Source organism: Corynebacterium lactis RW2-5 (assembly GCF_001274895.1).
In the GTDB taxonomy this organism is placed as follows: domain Bacteria; phylum Actinomycetota; class Actinomycetes; order Mycobacteriales; family Mycobacteriaceae; genus Corynebacterium; species Corynebacterium lactis.
This window is the reverse complement of sequence record NZ_CP006841.1, coordinates 2,401,972-2,419,967: the sequence shown is the minus strand read 5'-3', so window position 1 is coordinate 2,419,967 and position 17,996 is coordinate 2,401,972. Positions and strand designations below refer to the sequence as shown.

Here is a 17,996-nt window from a genome sequence, read left to right as displayed (position 1 = left end):
TAGAAAAGTGACTTAGCACTTGAATTAGTTGAGTGCTAAAAGGAACGGCTTTTAGATAAGACTTTTAGACAAGGTTTTCTCAAAGTAGTTCAACAAATCTCAACAAGTACAGTGTTGACTCCGGTGATGGAGAGGGTGGCACTTCCCTCAAATCACATGCCGTCGCGGGCGCCAGGGTCAACTCCCATGTAAGTGCCACTTATAAACGGAGGATTCTTCAAACCTCATGGCTAAGATTATTGCTTTCGACGAGGAGGCCCGCCGCGGTCTCGAAAAGGGTCTGAACACCCTGGCCGACGCTGTTAAGGTCACGCTCGGCCCCAAGGGCCGCAACGTAGTCCTCGAGCGCAAGTGGGGCGCACCGCTGATTACCAACGACGGCGTCTCCATTGCACGTGAAATCGAACTTGAGGATCCTTACGAGAAGATTGGCGCAGAGCTGGTCAAGGAAGTCGCCAAGAAGACTGACGACGTCGCAGGTGACGGCACTACCACCGCTACCGTTCTGGCTCAGGCTCTGGTTTCCGAGGGTCTGCGCAACGTTGCTGCCGGCTCCAACCCGATGGGCATCAAGCGCGGTATCGAGAAGGCTGTTGCCGCCGTTACCGAGAAGCTGCTGGCTTCCGCTAAGGACATTGAGACCAAGGAGCAGATCGCTGCTACCGCCGGTATCTCCGCCGCTGACCCGGCAATCGGTGAGCTGATTGCCACCGCTATGGACAAGGTCGGTAAGGAAGGCGTCATCACCGTGGAGGAGGCCAACACCTTCGGCCTCGACCTGGAGCTGACCGAGGGTATGCGCTTCGACAAGGGCTACATCTCCGGTTACTTCGCCACCGACATGGAGCGCCAGGAGGCCGTCCTGGAGGATCCGTACATCCTCCTGGTTTCCTCCAAGATCTCCAACATCAAGGACCTGCTGCCGCTGCTGGAGAAGGTTATGCAGTCCGGTAAGCCGCTGCTGATCATCGCCGAGGACGTCGAGGGTGAGGCTTTGTCCACCCTGGTTGTCAACAAGATTCGCGGCACCTTCAAGTCCGTCGCAGTTAAGGCTCCGGGCTTCGGTGACCGTCGCAAGGCAATGCTGCAGGATATGGCTATCCTGACCGCTGGCCAGGTCATCTCCGAGGAGGTTGGACTCTCCCTGGAGACCGCCGACCTGCCGCTGCTGGGCCGCGCCCGCAAGGTTGTTGTCACCAAGGACGAGACCACCATCGTCGAGGGTGCTGGCGAGCAGTCCGCTATCGAGGGCCGCGTCAACCAGATCCGCGCCGAGATTGAGAACTCCGACTCCGACTACGACAAGGAGAAGCTCTCCGAGCGTCTCGCGAAGCTCTCCGGCGGTGTTGCAGTTATCAAGGCTGGTGCTGCTACCGAGGTCGAGCTGAAGGAGCGCAAGCACCGCATCGAGGACGCCGTGCGTAACGCTAAGGCAGCCGTTGAGGAGGGCATCGTTGCAGGTGGCGGTTCCGCTCTGCTGCAGGTTTCCCACATCCTCGACGACGAGCTGGGGCTGTCCGGCGACGAGGCCACCGGTGTCCGCATCGTCCGCGCCGCACTGGCAGCTCCGCTGCGCCAGATCGCTCTGAACGCTGGTCTCGAGGCTGGTGTCGTGACCGAGAAGGTCGCCTCCCTGCCACAGGGTGAGGGCCTGAACGCCGCTACCGGTGAGTACATCGACCTGATGGCCGCGGGCATCAACGACCCTGTGAAGGTCACCCGCTCTGCTCTGCAGAACGCTGCCTCCATCGCAGCTCTGTTCCTGACCACCGAGGCTGTTGTTGCCGATAAGCCGGAACCGGCTGCACCGGCAATGCCGGGTGGCGACGAGATGGGCGGTATGGGCTTCTAAGCCTTAGTGGACATCGCGCTGATTGAGCGGGCTCCACTCCGGCAGTGCCAAGAACGGAGCCCTCGACTGTGAAGAAAGCGACGGCCACCGAGAATTCCTCGTGGAATGCGATCCCCAAGGAATCTCGGTGGCCGTCGCATTTCGGAGCTGAATTTCGTAGGCGTACTAAGTCCCCATACCCAACCCTCGCTGCACGCTCTAGGCCTCAGTGCCTGGTAGTGAACAATCAATTGTTCGTCGATATCCATGTGAATCATGCCTGGTGAGCTTCAGTGACGTATGGACCTGCGCTCCCAAATACAGGCGTGATTATAGGGGTCTCTTTTCGGGCCGAGAATGCCGTGACACTCGCCTACGCTATACGCGCGCAACTACTAACTTGCCTAGGAAACTACCGGCTTTCCTGGAAATAAGAAACTGGGTGAAGTTTTCCTTCCGGAGCCGCCTTTTTAGATCTTGCTGGCTTCGATTAGCTCAGTGGCCCAGTTCTTCTGCTGAATTTTCGAATCCAATTCTCGGAAGTCTTTCGACGCTTTGTCCGTCTGTCTCCTCAGTTCTTTGACCTCGACGGTTGGAACATGACGAATTTCGGATGACGAATAGCGGTCTTGCCTCGATGATACTTGGTCGGCCACCTTAGTTAAGAAATTTCGCCGCGCGAGAAGGTAATCACGCTTGGCCAGGGGGGGGCGTTGGTAGGCGTGCCTTCCCTGAAGGCGGTGGCGTTGATGGAGCGGACGAGCCACTCCGTGCGGGCGAGGAGACGATCGGCCTCAGCTCGGGCTGCTAGGGCTTTCAGATAACAACATGTTTCACAACCTATGTTCGCAGGTCGGTTCAGGCAGCTGAGATCTCCCCCTCAAATTCGGTGCCTGAGAGCTATCGATGCTGGGAAATTGCAGGTAAAGGCACCCTGATGGGGGACATGAACCTGCTTAATTCAGTAAGATTGAAGACATGGCTGACAAGAATGAAGAGGAATTCCACATCGTCGATTTGGCGAAGACCGAAGGCTACGTTGTGGATGATTCGGATGAAGACGATCCGGTGCTGATTACCCCTGACGGGGCTCCCGTCGATACGTGGAGGGATGACTACCCGTACGAGGAGCGTCTCACCCGCAAGGAGTATGAAAAGACCAAGCGCAAGCTGCAGATTGAGCTCCTGAAGTGGCAGAACTGGACCAAGGAAACTGGCCAGAAGCACATCATCCTCTTCGAAGGCCGTGACGCCGCCGGTAAGGGCGGCACAATCAAGCGTTTCAATGAGCACTTGAATCCGCGTGGTGCGCGCACCGTCGCTCTGGAGAAGCCGTCGCCGCGCGAATCCACCTCTTGGTACTTCCAGCGCTACATTCAGCACTTCCCGTGCGCGGGTGAGATCGTGTTCTTTGACCGCTCCTGGTACAACCGTTCCGGTGTGGAGCGTGTCATGGGCTTCTGCACCGAGTCGCAGCATGCGGAGTTCCTGCGTGAGGTTCCGATGCTGGAGAACATGATTCTGGGTTCCGGTATTTCGCTGACGAAGCTTTGGTTCTCCGTGACCCAGAAGGAGCAGCGCACTCGCTTTGCCATCCGTCAGGTGGATCCGGTCCGCCAGTGGAAGCTCTCCCCGATGGACCTTGCCTCGCTGGACCGCTGGGATGACTACACACGCGCCAAGGAGGAGCAGTTCCGCTACACCGACACGGATGAGTCGCCGTGGATTACCATCAAGTCGAATGACAAGAAGCGCGCACGCCTGAATGCTATGCGTTACGTGCTTTCTAAGTTCGAGTACACCGAGAAGGACCATGAGCTGGTTGGCACTCCGGATCCGAAGATAGTGAAGCGCGGTCGCGACCAGATTGGTGACTAGTGATTTGCTAGTGTCGGTGGCGTGAGAGCGCCTGCCGCACTCTTGTCGGGCTTATACGAAAACCCGCCTCTCGTTTATTGAGGGGCGGGTTTTCGGTGTTTTGAAGTGGTTTTGGGGTGGGCTGGCGGGCGAATAGTGGGAAGGCTGGTGCCTTGGCTGGCGACTTTAGCGCTGTTGCGCGACTGTAGAGCAGCAGATAGCGTGCACTACAGTCACAAGCCAGCGCTACGGTGCAGCGGGTGCGTTTAAAACAGCGCTAAAGTGCCGACAGCCCGCGCCTCCCGCACTTCCCACCCCGCAGCCTGCACCTTTCGCTGTTAGTTCTCGATGAGCTCCTGGCCCCAGTAGGAATCTGGAGTCGTACCGGGAGCAATCCAGTACACAGCAGAGCCAATATGTCGGCTCCACTCGTTAAGCATGTCTTCCTTGTCTAGTCTTGACTGGATTTTGGTGAACTGGTTGTCGGGGTTTTTCTGGAATGCAATCCACACCAGTCCGGTGTTGTTAGGGTCATCCGGGTTGCCTGCCGGCTGATCTTCATAAGAATAGGCGCGGCGTCGTAGGGCATCTTCCGGTTGCCCATCCTGTTCACGGGATAGTGCTAAGTGTGATTGGCGGTGAATAAGATAGTTGCCCTCGGCATCCTTGGCATCCATATCCTCTTCATCGAATTCGGAATCGCCGCCGGATAGGGGAGCGCCGTTGTCAATTCGGCGGCCAATCACCATTTCTCGCTCCTCCAAGGTTAGTTCTTCCCATGCATCCAAATTCAGAGCGATGCGCCGAACGACCATGATGGAAGAGTTTTTAAGCGCTGCATCCTGGGAGTCAATCCAGACTTGCTCGTCCCATTCTTCGGGATCCTTTGGGTTGACGGTGCCATCGATTTGGCCCATCGGGTTGCGTGGAGTGGAGCCGACGGGGACAGAGCCGAATGCTCGACCAAAACCCTTTTGGAACCATTTAACATGGGCCCATGGCTTTGCGGTTTTGGTAAGAAGACGGGCTACGGTGGCGGTGGTTACGGCGTCGTCGCAGCAGATTTGTAGGACGAAGTCACTCTGCCCCCACTCGGGGCGCAGCCGGTCTAACTTAAAGGATGGAATGTCATGTAGACCGGCGGGTTTGCGGTCGGATTTTCCCAGTAGGTCAAAGACTCGCTCGCCAAAGCCCGCAGTGATGGTCAGATTTGCGATGACCTCGACCATTGCGCGCTCGAGGAAGTCTGGAATCTCCTCGCCCTGGGTGAGTCGTCGAGAAACGTCTGTAAGCCTGCGGAATAGTTCGGCTATGCCTTCGGGACTTATGTCCTCGTTAAAGTCCAGGGCGATTAGGTGCAGATGCGCGGGACCTGGTTGCTCAATGCCGGATTGCACATCGCCGTCGAAGGGCTGGATGGCGTTCTTTAGTGGCGTTTGTGTCGACTCTGTCATGGGAGGGCTCCCTTCTGTGCTGAGATTCAGGCAGGGCTGTAGTCGCTTTAGCTGTTGTTTCTATCTTAAGCCATTAATAGGACGACATGCTATCTATATGCTGGTTCAAAAAATGAAACGAATAACTACTGGTGGGGTTAGCCTTTTTCGGGTCTATACGTTGCTAGGTCACCCCAAAAGGGTTGATGAATCTCGGAAACTCGCTAATTCTTGCCCTCTGCTCAATAGGAAATGTGGCGTGGTATACACTGTTGGCCAACAGCCGCCTTGTGGTTGAGTATGACGAGCCGAAATGGTGCACTCACTGGAGCCCCGGAATGAGTGGAGTCATAGTCGAACAACCATGAGTTATGCAGGGGAATCCGGTGAAAGTCCGGAGCTGTCCCGCAACGGTAAGCGTCTAGTTGAATAATCCGGGGTCAAACCGCGCAAATTGCACTAAAAACGCATTGGCGCAATTGTGAAAATAGCCATGGCTTCGGTATCTGCTACGTCGACAAGCCCGAATGCCTGCCGGTTGTGAGAAATAGATATTCACTGCCGATCACGATTGACGAGGAAATCACGAGATCATGGCTATTCATGCTACCGTCGCGGGCATTCCGCGTATCGGGCCAAATAGAGAACTTAAAATCGCACTGGAGAAGTATTGGCGAGACCCGGCTACAGCCGGACTGCTCGCAGCAACAGCGCGTGGCCTAGTACACCGCTACATCGACAGTGCCAACGCTGCGGGTATTGATTCAATCCCCACCGTCGGCCGGTCCTTCTATGATTCAATGCTTGATACTTCAGCTCTGCTGGGGGTGTTGCCGTCCCGATTCGACACGATTCCGGATTGCATCGGCGCCAACCTTCCTGCCTGGATTGACCGCTATTTCGCCACGGCGCGCGGCACTGAGACGCAGCCTGCGTCCGCAATGACAAAGTGGTTCGATACTAACTATCACTACATTGTCCCAGAGCTATCCTCTCGGACGGTTTTTCGACCCGACGTGGCCACATGGCTCGGCGAAGCCTGTAATTTCCGTGCCTACAGCAAGGGCGTCATACGTCCGCATCTGATCGGCCCGTACACTTACCTAGCCCTGGCACGCACCGACGATGGCTCCGATCCGCTGGCCCTCCTGGAACAGCTCGTAGACGCTTACCAGGATATAATCGTGCGCCTTGGCGCTGAGGGGTTTGAGTGGGTACAACTCGATGAGCCTATCGCTGTCACAGATCTCGATGATGGCGCCCGGCAGCGTCTCCGTCGGTGCTACCAGGTGCTTTCCGACGCCGCCGAGGCTGCGGGGGCAAAGCTGTGGGTACAAACTTACTTCGGCGACGGCGATCAGGCCCTAGAGATTTTCTCCGGAACCGGAGTCGGCGCCATCGGCGTCGACTTAGTCGCTGGAGGGGCTGAATTGCCTCACTGGACCGGGCAAGAGGTGTTGGTTGCGGGCATCGTGGATGGGCGCAATGTATGGAGGCGTGACCTCGACGAAGCTCTGAATATTCTCGAGAATCTCGCAGACCGAGGCGAGATTATCGTTTCCACCAGCTGTTCTCTGCTGCATGTTCCGTACTCGCTGAGGGCTGAGACCCCCACCGAAAGTGAGGCCGAGATCCACGATTGGCTAGCGTTTGGTGAAGAGAAAATCGCCGAGGTCGCGCTTTTGGCCCGAGTTCTTCAAGCGCGCATTAACGGCACGGACATCACTGCTGACGATGCCGCGGCGCTGAGGCGGGCCCGTGTGGCCGTCGGTAAGCGGGCGACTTCAGAGTTAATCCACAATGAGCGGGTTGAGAGGCGAGTGGCTGCAGTCGGCGAGCAGGACAGGACTCGCACTCCGTTCGAGCGCAGGCGTGCGGCCCAGGAAAAGACGCTGAATCTGCCCGAGTTGCCGACCACCACTATTGGATCCTTCCCTCAGACTGCGGAAATCCGCAGGGCCCGGGCGCGCCTGCGCCGCGGCGACCTTACCCCGGAGCGGTACGACGCGGCGATGATAGCTGAAATCCGCGAGGTCATTGAACGCCAGGAGGAGCTTGGTCTTGACGTGCTAGTTCACGGAGAGCCAGAGCGCAATGATATGGTGCAGTACTTCTCTGAGCAGCTCGACGGGTACCTAGCCACGACGAATGGCTGGGTGCAGTCTTATGGCTCCCGATGTGTGCGTCCTCCGATTCTGTTCGGTGATGTATCCCGCCCGGAGCCGATGACGGTGCGCTGGTATGAGGCAGCGGCGACGATGACGTCCCGTCAGGTCAAGGGCATGCTGACCGGGCCGGTGACGATGCTTGCATGGTCTTTTGTTCGCGACGATCAGCCACTGGGAACTACCGCAGATCAGGTGGCGTTAGCGCTGCGTGACGAGATTGCCGATCTGGTGGCTGCCGGTGCGCGCATCATTCAGGTAGATGAGCCTGCAATCCGTGAGCTGCTGCCGCTGAGGAAGGAGGATCAGCCCGCCTACCTCGAATGGGCGGTCGGATCCTTCCGTCTGGCCACGGCCGGAGTGGCCGATGACATCCAGATTCACACCCATATGTGCTATTCGGAATTCAATGAGCTAATCGGCACTATCGGTGATTTGGATGCCGATGTTACCTCCATCGAAGCGGCCCGAAATGGAATGCAAGTCCTTGCCGCCCTCTCCAACGCCGGCTACGCACAAGGAATCGGCCCCGGTGTGTGGGATATCCACTCGCCGCGTGTGCCGGGGCAGCAAGAGGTCGATGACCTGATTTCTGACGCGTTGGCGAGCGTGGACCCCAAGCTGCTGTGGATCAACCCGGACTGTGGCCTGAAAACCCGGGGTTGGCCAGAGACAATCGCCTCCCTGAAAGTGCTGGTCAAGGCCGCTAAAAAAGCCCGCTCAGCAGCAGAACCGCTCTCCGAAGTGCGAGCCGGTGCGGAGCCGGTTTCAGAGGGGGCGCGGGTGCTGTAGCTCTTAGCGTTAGCCCTTGATGCGGGAGTCCCCGTGCCCCGCCCAGGCGGCCTCGCGCAGCTCGTTTTTGCGCACCTTGCCGGTCGAGGTCCGCGGCAACTCGTCGATGACCACCACGTCGCGCGGGACTTTGTATCCGGCGATGTGGGCGCGGCAGTGCGCGATGATAACCGCGGCTACGGCCTCGTTGTGCTCGGCGATCTCCTCCGGTGAGCCTTCGCCGAGCGCCTCCGGGCGCAGTACGACGTAGGCGCGCGGGCGCTCGCCCCACTTGTCGTCCGGAACGCCGATGACGGCGCAATCGGACACATCCGGGTAACTCACTACGGCCTGCTCGACCTCGATGGTGGAGATGTTCTCACCGCCGGAGACGATGACGTCCTTGGCGCGGTCGAGGAGCTGGATATATCCGTCCGGGTGCATCACGCCCAGGTCTCCGGAGTGGAACCAGCCGCCCCGGAACGCGTGCGCGGTCGCCTCCGGGTCGCGGAAGTACCCGTTCATCACGCCGTTGCCCGTCATGATGATCTCGCCAATCGTGGCGCCGTCGGCAGGCACATCGATTAGTGGTGCGTCGAGGGTATCGGTGGGCTCAATAATGCGCACGTCCTGGTTGGTGACGGACGCGACGCCCTGGCGGGCCTTGAGCACTGCGCGGCGGCGGACGGTCATGTCGGACCAGTCCGGCTGGGACTCGCAGACGGTGAATGGGCCGTAGGTTTCGGTCAGGCCGTAGACGTGGGTGATCTCCACTCCGATATTTTCGCAGCGCGTGATGATGGTCGGGCTCGGCGGGGCGCCCGCGGTCATGATTCGCAGGTTGGTGACGCGGCGCTTGTTCTCGTCGTCGACCAGCGTGGTCAGCACTGCTGGGGCGCCGCACATCGCGGTGACGCCCTCGTCGAGGATGAGCTGCCACATCTCGGGGCCGCGCACCGCGCGAATTGCTACCTGGCGCGCGCTCACCGACATCGCTGCCCAACCGGTGCACCAGCCGGAGCAGTGGAACATAGGCAGTGTCCACAGGTAAACGGTGTGGTGGTTGAAGTGCATCGTCTGCACCTGCCCCAGCGCGTTGAGGTACGCGCCGCGGTGAGTGTAGACCACGCCCTTCGGCTTGCCTGTCGTGCCCGAGGTGTAGTTAATCGCGATGGGGTCATTTTCATCGGCCACCTCGTAGGGCAGGTCCTGCTTGCCGACGCCGCCTCCCGCGATGAAGCTGCTAAAGGTGGTGAAGTCGATGCTGGCTGTGCTTGAACCCGGCTCATCGGTAGCGGGGTCGGTGGCAGGTGCGGCTACCGGTTCGGTGCCGTCGCCATCGGCGATGTAAATGACATGCTCTAGCTGGTGGCCGATTGTGGGAAGAGCTTTGTCGATCAGAGACTTCTCGCCCATCAGGGTGGTTATGCCCGAGTGCTCCAGGATGTATTCGATCTCCTTCGGGGCCAGTCGTGTATTGATCGCCACCACCACGCCTCTGGCTAGCGGTACGGCGAACTGGGCCAGTAGAGCCTCGTAGCTGTTGGCCGCCAGGACGCCGATGCGCTCGTGGGTGGCCAGGCCGGCGTCGATAAGCGCGTGCGCGAAGGCCTGCGCATCCGTGGCCATCTGGCGGAAGGAGATTCGGCGGGGGCCGTCGACAAATCCGATCTTTTCCGGATGGACGCGGGCGCTGCGCTCGAGGAAGCGCAGCGGAGTGATGGGCATATTCAGGCCGTCTTTGGTGGGGAAGTCAGTCATGCCCACAAGAGTAAATGTTTGAAAACAAAAAAGTGAGGGTTTTCTCGCGAAAACTTGTGGGTTAGGGGCGGGCCCGGGCCTTCATCTGGCGACGGATTGAATTCGCGGCATCGCGACTGGCGCGATTGGCTCCGACGGTAGAGGCCGATGGGCCGTAGCCAACGAGGAAGATGCGAGGATCGGCGACGACCTGCGGTGGATCCATGAGGATGCCGCCGGCTTCGTCGCAAAGATGCAGCGGTCTAAGGTGGCGCATCTCCCAGCGAAACCCGGTGCCGAAATTGACGGCATCGAAGTCCAGGTGCTCCCCGTCGGCGATGATCACGCCGGTTGAGTCCGTGCACTCAAACATCGGGTGGGGGACTAGGACGCCGCGCTCGCGGGCATCGACGAGCTAGGGATTCCAGCCGAGTCCGGTCACCGACACCACCGACTGTGGCGGCAGGCCCTCGCGGACGCGCTTTTCGAACTTCCCGAAGTAGTCAATCAATGTGGTCGAGGCCTTGGCCTCTGGTGGGGCTTCGGCCTGGGGCATGCCGGGAAGGTCGTAGATGTTGTTGACCGTCTCCATGGTCAGGGAATCCCAGCGGTGGCGCCACGCGCCGCCGGGGCCGGGGTTCGCGTCGACTATGTCGAAGGTGGGGCGCTGTTGTGGGCGACGGCCGCAGCGCTCCCCCTACTTCGCAGCCTTCGGCTCGATTGGATTGCCACGCCAGGCCGTGTGCGCCGGAACGTGATCGCCGCGCATCACCAGCGACCCCGGCTCCACCCGCGCGCCCGCGCCCAGCACCGATGCCGGCAGCACCACCGAGTGCGGCCCCAGTACGGCGCCGCGGCCGATGTGAACCTCGTCGAGAGTCATCACGCGGTCGGTGAAAAGGTGGGTCTGAACCACGCAACCGCGCCCGACGGTCGCGCCGCGTTCGATAACCACCAGGTCCGTCTCCGGCAGCCAGTAGCTCTCCAGCCACACTCCGTGGCCAATCTTCGCACCCAGCAGACGCATCGCGCGCGACGCCCCTCCGGTCGCCATCGCCGGGTTCAGGTACCACGGCGCGGCGACCATCTCCACGAAGGTGTCCTGAAGCTCATTGAGCCACACGAACCTACTCCACAGCGGGGACTCGCCCGTGCGATGCTTGCCGACGCACACCCACTTCGCGGCCACTGTCACCGCAAGGCCCAGGATGCCGGCGAGCAGGAACACCAGGGGAGTCAGGGCGAGCGTAACCAGCAGGGCAAACGCGATTCCCATGGTATCTTCGGCACCCCGGAATCCCATCGCAAGAGTCAACGCCGCCTCGCCGATCCACTGCATTCCGGCCAAGGTGGCCACCGCCAGCGCCAGGGATGTCATCGGGGCCAGGATGCGCAGCGTCTCCACGACGCCGCGGGCAACTTTCAGTCCCGTGGTCGGGCGGTACGTCTGTGCGGACTCGTCCGAGCCAACATTGGTAACGCGGCGGAGCCTCTCCGGCGGAGATCCCCACCAGTTCGAACCGGACTTGGTTTTCTTCGGCGTGGACGATAGCACTGCAACCAATGAGTTCTTCGCCAGCTTGCGCCCGGGCAAGGTGATGCCCGAGTTGCCGAGGAAGGCCCGTTTGCCAATCTTGGAATCGTCGATAAGCATCCACCCACCGCCGAGCTCGTAGCCTGCGACCATGGTGTCGTCAGCGAGGAAGGATTCCTCTTTTACCTGCATCAACTTCGGAATCGCGACTGCGGTGGAGATCTCCGTATCGTGGCCGATGCGGGCACCGAGCGCGCGCAACCAATTCGGGGTCAGCAGTGAGGCATAGATGAGAAAGAGGTCGACGCGGGCGGCATCCATGAGCCGGATTGTCGCCCAGGCCTGCCAGCCGATTCTCGAGCGCACCGGGTGAACGCCGGCGCGCAGTCCCAGGCTGAACAGTCGCACCAGTACCAGGGTGAGGGCTGCGTAGACGATTATGCCCGCCAAGGTTGCGGCAGGAACCCAGGCCAGTGCGCTGACGAGCGCAGAGCTCAGCTCCCACTCGGCTGTCTCAGCGCCAAAGGCCCCTGCATCCGTCGCCCAGCCGAGCAGCGCGGCCATGGCCAGCAGTGATGCCAGCGGAACCAGCGCAAGCAGCACAGCCGTCGCTGCGTACACCGCGACCCAGCCGCGTGCCGACGGTGGCAGCTGCTCCGGGAAGCGGTGCTTGGAACGCCCGACCTTGCGCGCCGGCGAGCCCGACCAGCGCGCGCCCGCCTTGACCTTCTTCTCGCCGGTGACGGTCGAGCCCGCCTCGATGTGCGCGCTCTGGCCAATCCGTGTGCCCGGCAGCAGGGTAGAGCGGGCACCGACTCGCGCATGCGCACCCACGGAAATCTCGCCGACGTGCACCGTATCGCCGTCGACCCAGTAGCCCGACAGGTCGACCTCCGGCTCGATGGAGCAGTAGTCGTCAAGTCTCACCAGGCCCGTCACCGGCGGCAGTGAATGCAAATTCACACCCTTGCCTATCGACGCGCCGAGCATCCTCGCGTACCAGAGCACAAAGGGCGCGCCCGCAACGGAGCGGACTCCGGACGATTCCGCCAATCGCTCGGCGGCCCAGAGTCTCAAGTGCACGGAGCCGCCGCGCGGGAAGTCGCCAGGGCGTACCGAGGACGTCAGGGCCCGAGTCAGCAGAGCATTGACAGGCATCACTCCAAGCGGTGTCAGGAACAGGACTCCAAGCAGCGCGACAGCCCAACCCGGCAGCGCCAACGGACCACCGAGAGCCCAGTTCGCAATCGCCAGCCAGGTAACCCAGCGCACGCCACGAGCCCATTGAATCGGAACCATGAGCGCCACCTGCGCCCAGCGGGTGCCCCGGGATACCGGAGTGGGTTCGGGTATTTCCTCGCCGGTAGAGGACGCGGCGTCACCAGCGACGGAGTCGTCGACAAGCCCCCGGGAGACGAGCTCTTCGGCGAGCCTTCCCAGGCGAGGGTGGTCATAGAGATCGCGTACGGCGACCTGCGGGGCGCGCTCGCGGATACGGGCGACCACGCCTGCTGCGGCCAGAGAGGTGCCGCCGAGGGCGAAGAAGTCGGACGCCGGGCCCGGCTGCGGGACGGACAGGACCTCCGACCAGATTCCCGACAACCATGCCTCAACGGGCGTCATCCCCTCGGTATCCGCGGAAGGGGCGGCAGGCAGCGGCCACGGTAGCGCAGCCTTATCCACCTTGCCAGAGGTGCGCACGGGCAGTTCGTCCATGATGTGCAGGCGCGGCACCATCGGGGCGGGCATGGCGTCGCGGAGTATGGCCATGCACTCGTCGTGGTCCATCGAGCCCGCGTCGCCGCCCGCGCCGACGTAGCCGACCAGGACGGAGTCGCCCGCGCCGGTCTTCTGCACAACGACGGTCGCCTGCGTCGCGCCGGGCAGTGCGGCCAGGTGGGCCTCGACCTCGCCGAGTTCGATGCGGCGTCCGCCGATCTTCACCTGATCGTCGACGCGGCCAGCGAAGTACAACCCGGCCTCGTCCATGATGACGTGGTCGCCGGTACGGTACGCGCGCTCCCAGCCGAGGGCGGGCAGCGGTGCGTACTTCTCGGTGTCCTTCGCCGGGTCCAGGTAGCGGGCCAGGCCCACTCCGCCGATGACCAGCTCACCCTTGGTGCCTGGAGGGACCGGGTTGCCCTCCTCGTCGATGACGGTCAGGTCCCAGCCGTCCAGCGGAAAGCCGATGGTCACGGGTTTTCCGGGGTGCAGTTGGATGCCGGAGGCCACAACCGTCGCCTCAGTGGGGCCGTAGGTGTTCCACATCTCGCGCTCCGGGGTGGAGAGGCGGTCGACCAGCTCCTGCGGGCACGCCTCGCCTCCGACGATCAGCAGGCGGACGCTGTCCAAAGCCTCGGCTGGCCAAAGACCAGCCAGGGTTGGGACGGTCGACACGGCAGTGATGTGGCGAGAAATCAGCCAGGGGCCCAGATCGACTCCGGATCGCACCAGGGAGCGCGGCGCCGGTACTAGGCAGGCGCCGTTTCTCCAGGCCAGCCACATCTCCTCGCAGGAGGCGTCAAATGCCACCGACAGCCCGGCCAGCACTCGGTCGTCCGGCCCTAGAGGTCCCTCGGGGTGGTTGACCAGGAACCAGCGGGCCTCCGCATCGACGAACGCCGCGGCACTGCGGTGCGTGACCGCCACGCCCTTCGGCTTGCCCGTCGAGCCTGATGTGAAGATAATCCAGCAGTCGTCGTCCGGGGAAGGGGACTGGTCGAGGAAGGGCTCGCCGGTGTGGACCGCGGTGTCCCCCGCGCGGCCGGTAAGGTGCAGCCCATCGGCATCGAAATACCCCGCGATCTGCGCCTCTCCGAAGACCATCTCCGCCCGCTCGTCCGGATCGTCCGCATCGACCGGCACGTACGCAGCCCCCGCCGCCATAATCGACAGGATTGCCACGTACAGCTCTCGGCTTCCCGACGGCATCCTCACGCCAATGCGATCACCGCGGCGAATGCCCTGTTCAAACAGCCAGTTGGCGGTGACATCAATCTCGTGGAGGAGGTCGGAATAGGTGACTACGGCGTCGCCGTCGTCGATGGCGGCAGCATCCGGGTAGCGGCGAGCAGTGGACCGCAGAATGTCAATGAGGGTGCGCTCCGAGGGATTGGCGGATGCGCGCAAAAACTTTTTCTCAATCGCGTTCGAGTCCGCGCCGGTACTCACTTTCCGTCACCCTTCTTTTTCTTCTTGCCCTTCTTCTTTTTCTTCTGCTTCTTGGGCTTTGTCTCGGTCAGCACCGTAGCCTCTTCCGGAGCGGATGGCTCCTTGGACGCCGCAGGCTGCTCCGGGTCGATGGGGGCCGAGGGGACGTCGGCAAGCGAAGACAGGAGGGAGCGCACCTCGGCGGGGCAGGAAGCGACGGCGGTGCGCTCGGCTCGACGGAGGGAGCGGCGCAGCGATGAGCGGGCGGTGTCTCCGTCCACGGTGAGCGAAATGAGCTGGCGCCGGCGGTCGTTGATATCGCGCGTGCGGATGACTAGGCCGGCCTTTTCCAGAGAATCGATGAGGCGGACCATGTCGGAGCGATCCATGCTGAGGGCGCAGCTCAGTTCGGTTTGGGCGAGCCCGTCGCCGTCGGCGATAGCTTCCAGAACCCAGTAACCGCGCAGGGACAGGCTTTCGATGTTAGTGCGAGAGAGCGTTGCGTTGACACTCTCCCGAACAGCGGCATCGAGATACGAAAGGCACCAGGACGCAGACTTGCGCAGGGCACTCGGGGCCATGGGGGAGTCGGAGCCCGTGGCAGTGCCGGGGCGCTTGGCCGCGGATTTGGGCTTCTTGGTGCGAGATGCCTTGATCGACTTTGAGGCAGGGGAATCAGACATGCTTCCAATGCTATCGAATAGCTGTGTATTCAATAGTTGGGCACGCCCAATTATTTTAACGTCTTTGTAGAGTTCAGCGCGATGTGCAAGGTCTGGAAGGCGCTGCACGCCGCGCTGAAAGGGATAAAGTTGGATGGGGTAGCCCGGGAAGTTCCGGCCCCTTCCAAAAGAGGCTGGGAGAATCCAGAAGTATCCGAAAAGGCTATGCCTTTTCCATCGGCAGGCCGAAGTGCTCCCAATCGATCATTCCGCCGCGGACGACGATGGTGTCGATGCCGTTCTTCTCCAGCCAGTCAGCGACCTGGGAGGCGCGGCCTCCGGAGCGGCACATCAGGTAAATATCCGAGTCGAGGTCCAACTCGCCATAACGGGATGGAATCTCCTCCATCGGGATGTGGGTAGCGCCGACGGCGTGACCGTCGTCCCACTCCATCTGGGAACGAACATCGATGAGCTGGGCGCCTGCGGGTACTTCAGTTACAGATACGGTTTCCATAGTGCGTCACTATACGCGCGGCATCGTTGGTATGGCGCGGCGATGGAGGTGGCACTGCTGCGATTCGGGGCTTAAGGCAATGGCCCGGGCTAGGCGAGCACGCCGGAAAACAAACCGTAAAAAATTTGCCAGCTTTTTGTAGGAAGTAGCGCCGAAAAGTGGCTTACTTCCTACAAAAAGCTGGCAAAAATCAAAAGTTGGGCGCGGCACCTCTTGCACCTCTTGCACCTCTTGCACGGCATGCGCCGCGCCGCCCCGGTTACTACTTGTGGCGCTCGATAGCCTCAGCCAGGATCTTCTCGGCCTCAGCCTTGTCGCCCCAGCCCGAACCGGAAACTTCCTTGCCCGGCTCCAGGTCCTTGTAGTGGACGAAGAAGTGCTCGATCTCGTCCTTGACGAAGTCAGACACGTCGGAGATGTCCTGGTAGCCCTCGAAGCGGACGTCATCGAGGACGCAGAGCAGCTTGTCGTCGCCGCCGGCCTCGTCGGTCATCTTGAAGACACCGACCGGGCGGGCCTTGACGATAACGCCTGGGAATACCGGCTCCGGCAGGATGACCAGTGCGTCCAGCGGGTCGCCGTCCTCGCCCAGAGTGCCATCGATGAAGCCGTAGTCGGCCGGGTATGCCATGGGGGTGAACAGGTAGCGGTCGAGGTAGACCTTGCCGGTCTCGTGATCGACTTCGTACTTGTTGCGCTGACCCTTCGGGATCTCAATAGTGACCTCAACGCTCACGGCGATGACTCCTTATAATCGGTGTACAATTCCCTGACGGCCATCTTAGGCGATGCGCGCCCGCTAGAGCGTTTGCCCTCCCGGCATGTAGTCGCCTTCTCCGGTTGCTCGACCTCTCGAGGCATAAGGAAGCAGGTGCATTTCACTTTGAGCAGTGCCGATTCGCAGTCCGGTACGCGTCGGGGCTGGGTAGTATGGGTCTCCATTCTCCTTGTGGTGCTTCTTGCCGCGCTCGGTGGCGCACTCGCGCTGATTTCGTATAACAATCGCCAGATTGAGGTGCAGCCGGCCCCCGCCGTCGAGCGTGCGGCCTCTCCTGTCACCGCCGCCCGCTCCTCGCTTGCCGACGACACCCTGGCCGCCAAAGTCACCGCCGCCATGGACGGTGCTACTGCGGATACGGGCTTCGGGCAGCTCCACGCGGTAGTTTCCGATGCAACGACCGGCGCCAGGCTGTGGGGCAAGGACGATTCGGTCGTGGCGATGCCGGCCTCGTCGCTGAAAATCCTCACGGCGGCCGCCGCGCTGCTCGGCATCGACGACGACCACCGTGTGGAGACCAAGGTCTTGCGCTACGGAGAGAGTAAGGACGTGGTTATTCAGGGTGCCGGCGACCCGACCCTGAGCGCTAACGGGGACGGGTTCTTCCACGACGCCGCGTCCGTCGCGGACCTGGCTGCGAAGGTACGTGCAGCCATGCCGGACGGCGTGGGCAAGGTCTACGTTGATACCTCCCTGTTTCCTGAGACCTTCCACTCCACCTGGGAGAAGCAGGGGCTGGCCGACGGATACGTCGCCGACGTCGAGCCCGCAATGATCGATGCGGGTCGCATCGACCCGAAGGAGGAAAACTCCCCGCGCAGCGCCACCCCGGCTGAGGACATCGCGAGCGTGCTGGCAGCCCAGCTCGGCACCGAGGCGGGCGGAAATGTCGCTGACGGCGTCGCGCTGCCGGCGGTAGAGCCGACCGTGGTGGCCTCGGTGCAGTCGGCACCGTTGCACACGCGCCTTCGCGACATGATGCTCTACAGCGATAACGTCCTGGCAGAGTCCATAGCCCGCGAGCTGGCGGTGGCCCGCAATCTGCCCCCGACCTTCGCAGGCGCCGCAACGGCTGTGCGGGATACCCTCGCCGAGCATGGTTTCGGCCTCGACGGTGCTATCTTGGCCGACTCGAGCGGGCTGAGCACGGATAACAGAGTCACGCCTAAGCATCTTTCGGAAGTCCTGACCGCGGCGGCTGGGCCGGGGAGTGGGCAAGAGGCGTCGGAAAGCGGAGGGGATAGCGGAGAGACGGAAGAGAAAAAGGCGGCGGTGACGGACGCGCTGCGCCCGCTTCTGGACTGCCTCCCGGTGGCGGGGGTGTCCGGGACCCTGGCGGATCGCTTCGGAAATAGCTCCGGGGCGGGGCTCGTTCGAGCGAAGACGGGGACCCTGAATAAGGCATCGGCGCTGGCTGGCTACGTGGTGACGAAGTCGGGGCAGGTGCTCAGTTTCGTGATGCTGTCGAACGAGGCGAGCCTACTTCCTGCGCGCGCTGCGGCCGATAAGGCAGCGAGCGCACTGGCGGATATCTAGACTGAATTCATTTGCCACTGAA

13 protein-coding genes and 1 riboswitch are annotated in these 17,996 nt (G+C 61.6%); of the genes, 4 read left to right on the top strand and 9 right to left on the bottom strand.

Going from position 1 to position 17,996, the window contains the following annotated elements; translation table 11 throughout:
* Nucleotides 1–226: 226 nt before the first annotated feature.
* The gene (gene groL, locus CLAC_RS10705; RefSeq protein ID WP_053412910.1) at nucleotides 227–1,852 is read left to right on the top strand and encodes a chaperonin GroEL; all 1,626 of its coding nucleotides are present in this window, start codon (nucleotides 227–229) and stop codon (nucleotides 1,850–1,852) included.
* A 449-nt stretch (nucleotides 1,853–2,301) separates the two neighbouring features.
* On the opposite strand, the gene CLAC_RS13015 is transcribed toward groL, so the two are convergent.
* Complete coding sequence (locus CLAC_RS13015) at nucleotides 2,302–2,487, bottom strand: DIP1984 family protein (protein WP_245621871.1); 186 nt, start codon at nucleotides 2,485–2,487, stop codon at nucleotides 2,302–2,304.
* Nucleotides 2,488–2,809: 322 nt separating this feature from the next.
* On the opposite strand from CLAC_RS13015, the gene ppk2 reads away from it, so the two are divergent.
* A complete protein-coding gene (gene ppk2, locus CLAC_RS10700; protein ID WP_053412909.1) occupies nucleotides 2,810–3,709 on the top strand; it encodes a polyphosphate kinase 2 in 900 nt (299 codons plus the stop codon).
* A gap of 317 nt (nucleotides 3,710–4,026) precedes the next feature.
* Here the strand turns inward: ppk2 and CLAC_RS10695 are convergent, their stop codons facing one another.
* Complete coding sequence (locus CLAC_RS10695; protein ID WP_053412908.1) at nucleotides 4,027–5,142, bottom strand: Dyp-type peroxidase; 1,116 nt, start codon at nucleotides 5,140–5,142, stop codon at nucleotides 4,027–4,029.
* A 302-nt stretch (nucleotides 5,143–5,444) separates the two neighbouring features.
* A riboswitch (cobalamin riboswitch) is annotated at nucleotides 5,445–5,674 on the top strand.
* Nucleotides 5,675–5,714: 40 nt separating this feature from the next.
* On the opposite strand from CLAC_RS10695, the gene metE reads away from it, so the two are divergent.
* Nucleotides 5,715–8,078: a 5-methyltetrahydropteroyltriglutamate--homocysteine S-methyltransferase gene (gene metE / locus CLAC_RS10690; protein WP_053412907.1), complete on the top strand. Its 2,364-nt coding sequence runs from the start codon at nucleotides 5,715–5,717 to the stop codon at nucleotides 8,076–8,078.
* Between the two features lie 9 nt (nucleotides 8,079–8,087).
* Here the strand turns inward: metE and CLAC_RS10685 are convergent, their stop codons facing one another.
* The 7 genes from CLAC_RS10685 to CLAC_RS10660 form a co-directional block, all read right to left on the bottom strand.
* Nucleotides 8,088–9,818, bottom strand: a complete 1,731-nt coding sequence (locus CLAC_RS10685) for an AMP-binding protein (protein WP_053413411.1) — start codon at nucleotides 9,816–9,818, stop codon at nucleotides 8,088–8,090.
* 61 nt (nucleotides 9,819–9,879) lie between these two features.
* Nucleotides 9,880–10,170, bottom strand: coding sequence for a hypothetical protein (locus CLAC_RS10680; protein ID WP_053412906.1), 291 nt, complete (start codon nucleotides 10,168–10,170; stop codon nucleotides 9,880–9,882).
* Nucleotides 10,171–10,212: 42 nt separating this feature from the next.
* Nucleotides 10,213–10,389 carry a hypothetical protein gene (locus CLAC_RS12740; RefSeq protein WP_156324839.1) on the bottom strand — a complete coding sequence of 59 codons (177 nt, stop codon included), beginning with the start codon at nucleotides 10,387–10,389 and terminating at the stop codon, nucleotides 10,213–10,215.
* 105 nt (nucleotides 10,390–10,494) lie between these two features.
* Entirely contained in the window at nucleotides 10,495–14,502 is a 4,008-nt protein-coding gene (locus CLAC_RS10675; protein ID WP_053412905.1) for a Pls/PosA family non-ribosomal peptide synthetase, read from the bottom strand.
* On the bottom strand, nucleotides 14,499–15,164 hold the full coding sequence (locus CLAC_RS10670) for a MarR family winged helix-turn-helix transcriptional regulator (RefSeq protein WP_053412904.1): 666 nt from the start codon (nucleotides 15,162–15,164) through the stop codon (nucleotides 14,499–14,501). The genes CLAC_RS10675 and CLAC_RS10670 overlap by 4 nt, the downstream gene beginning before the upstream one ends.
* A 202-nt stretch (nucleotides 15,165–15,366) precedes the next feature.
* The gene (locus CLAC_RS10665; RefSeq protein WP_053412903.1) at nucleotides 15,367–15,660 is read right to left on the bottom strand and encodes a rhodanese-like domain-containing protein; all 294 of its coding nucleotides are present in this window, start codon (nucleotides 15,658–15,660) and stop codon (nucleotides 15,367–15,369) included.
* A gap of 262 nt (nucleotides 15,661–15,922) precedes the next feature.
* Entirely contained in the window at nucleotides 15,923–16,396 is a 474-nt protein-coding gene (locus tag CLAC_RS10660; protein ID WP_053412902.1) for an inorganic diphosphatase, read from the bottom strand.
* Between the two features lie 135 nt (nucleotides 16,397–16,531).
* Between CLAC_RS10660 and CLAC_RS10655 the strand changes: the two genes are divergently transcribed.
* Nucleotides 16,532–17,974, top strand: coding sequence for a D-alanyl-D-alanine carboxypeptidase/D-alanyl-D-alanine-endopeptidase (locus CLAC_RS10655; protein ID WP_053412901.1), 1,443 nt, complete (start codon nucleotides 16,532–16,534; stop codon nucleotides 17,972–17,974).
* The last annotated feature ends 22 nt before the right edge of the window (nucleotides 17,975–17,996 follow it).

Coding starts and splice junctions, on each gene's coding strand:
- CLAC_RS10680 (WP_053412906.1), bottom strand. CDS start 10,170: ATGTTTGAGTGCACGGACTCAACCGGCGTGATCATCGCCGACGGGGAG.
- metE (WP_053412907.1), top strand. CDS start 5,715: ATGGCTATTCATGCTACCGTCGCGGGCATTCCGCGTATCGGGCCAAAT.
- CLAC_RS10665 (WP_053412903.1), bottom strand. CDS start 15,660: ATGGAAACCGTATCTGTAACTGAAGTACCCGCAGGCGCCCAGCTCATC.
- CLAC_RS10670 (WP_053412904.1), bottom strand. CDS start 15,164: ATGTCTGATTCCCCTGCCTCAAAGTCGATCAAGGCATCTCGCACCAAG.
- CLAC_RS12740 (WP_156324839.1), bottom strand. CDS start 10,389: ATGGAGACGGTCAACAACATCTACGACCTTCCCGGCATGCCCCAGGCC.
- groL (WP_053412910.1), top strand. CDS start 227: ATGGCTAAGATTATTGCTTTCGACGAGGAGGCCCGCCGCGGTCTCGAA.
- CLAC_RS10695 (WP_053412908.1), bottom strand. CDS start 5,142: ATGACAGAGTCGACACAAACGCCACTAAAGAACGCCATCCAGCCCTTC.
- CLAC_RS10685 (WP_053413411.1), bottom strand. CDS start 9,818: ATGACTGACTTCCCCACCAAAGACGGCCTGAATATGCCCATCACTCCG.
- ppk2 (WP_053412909.1), top strand. CDS start 2,810: ATGGCTGACAAGAATGAAGAGGAATTCCACATCGTCGATTTGGCGAAG.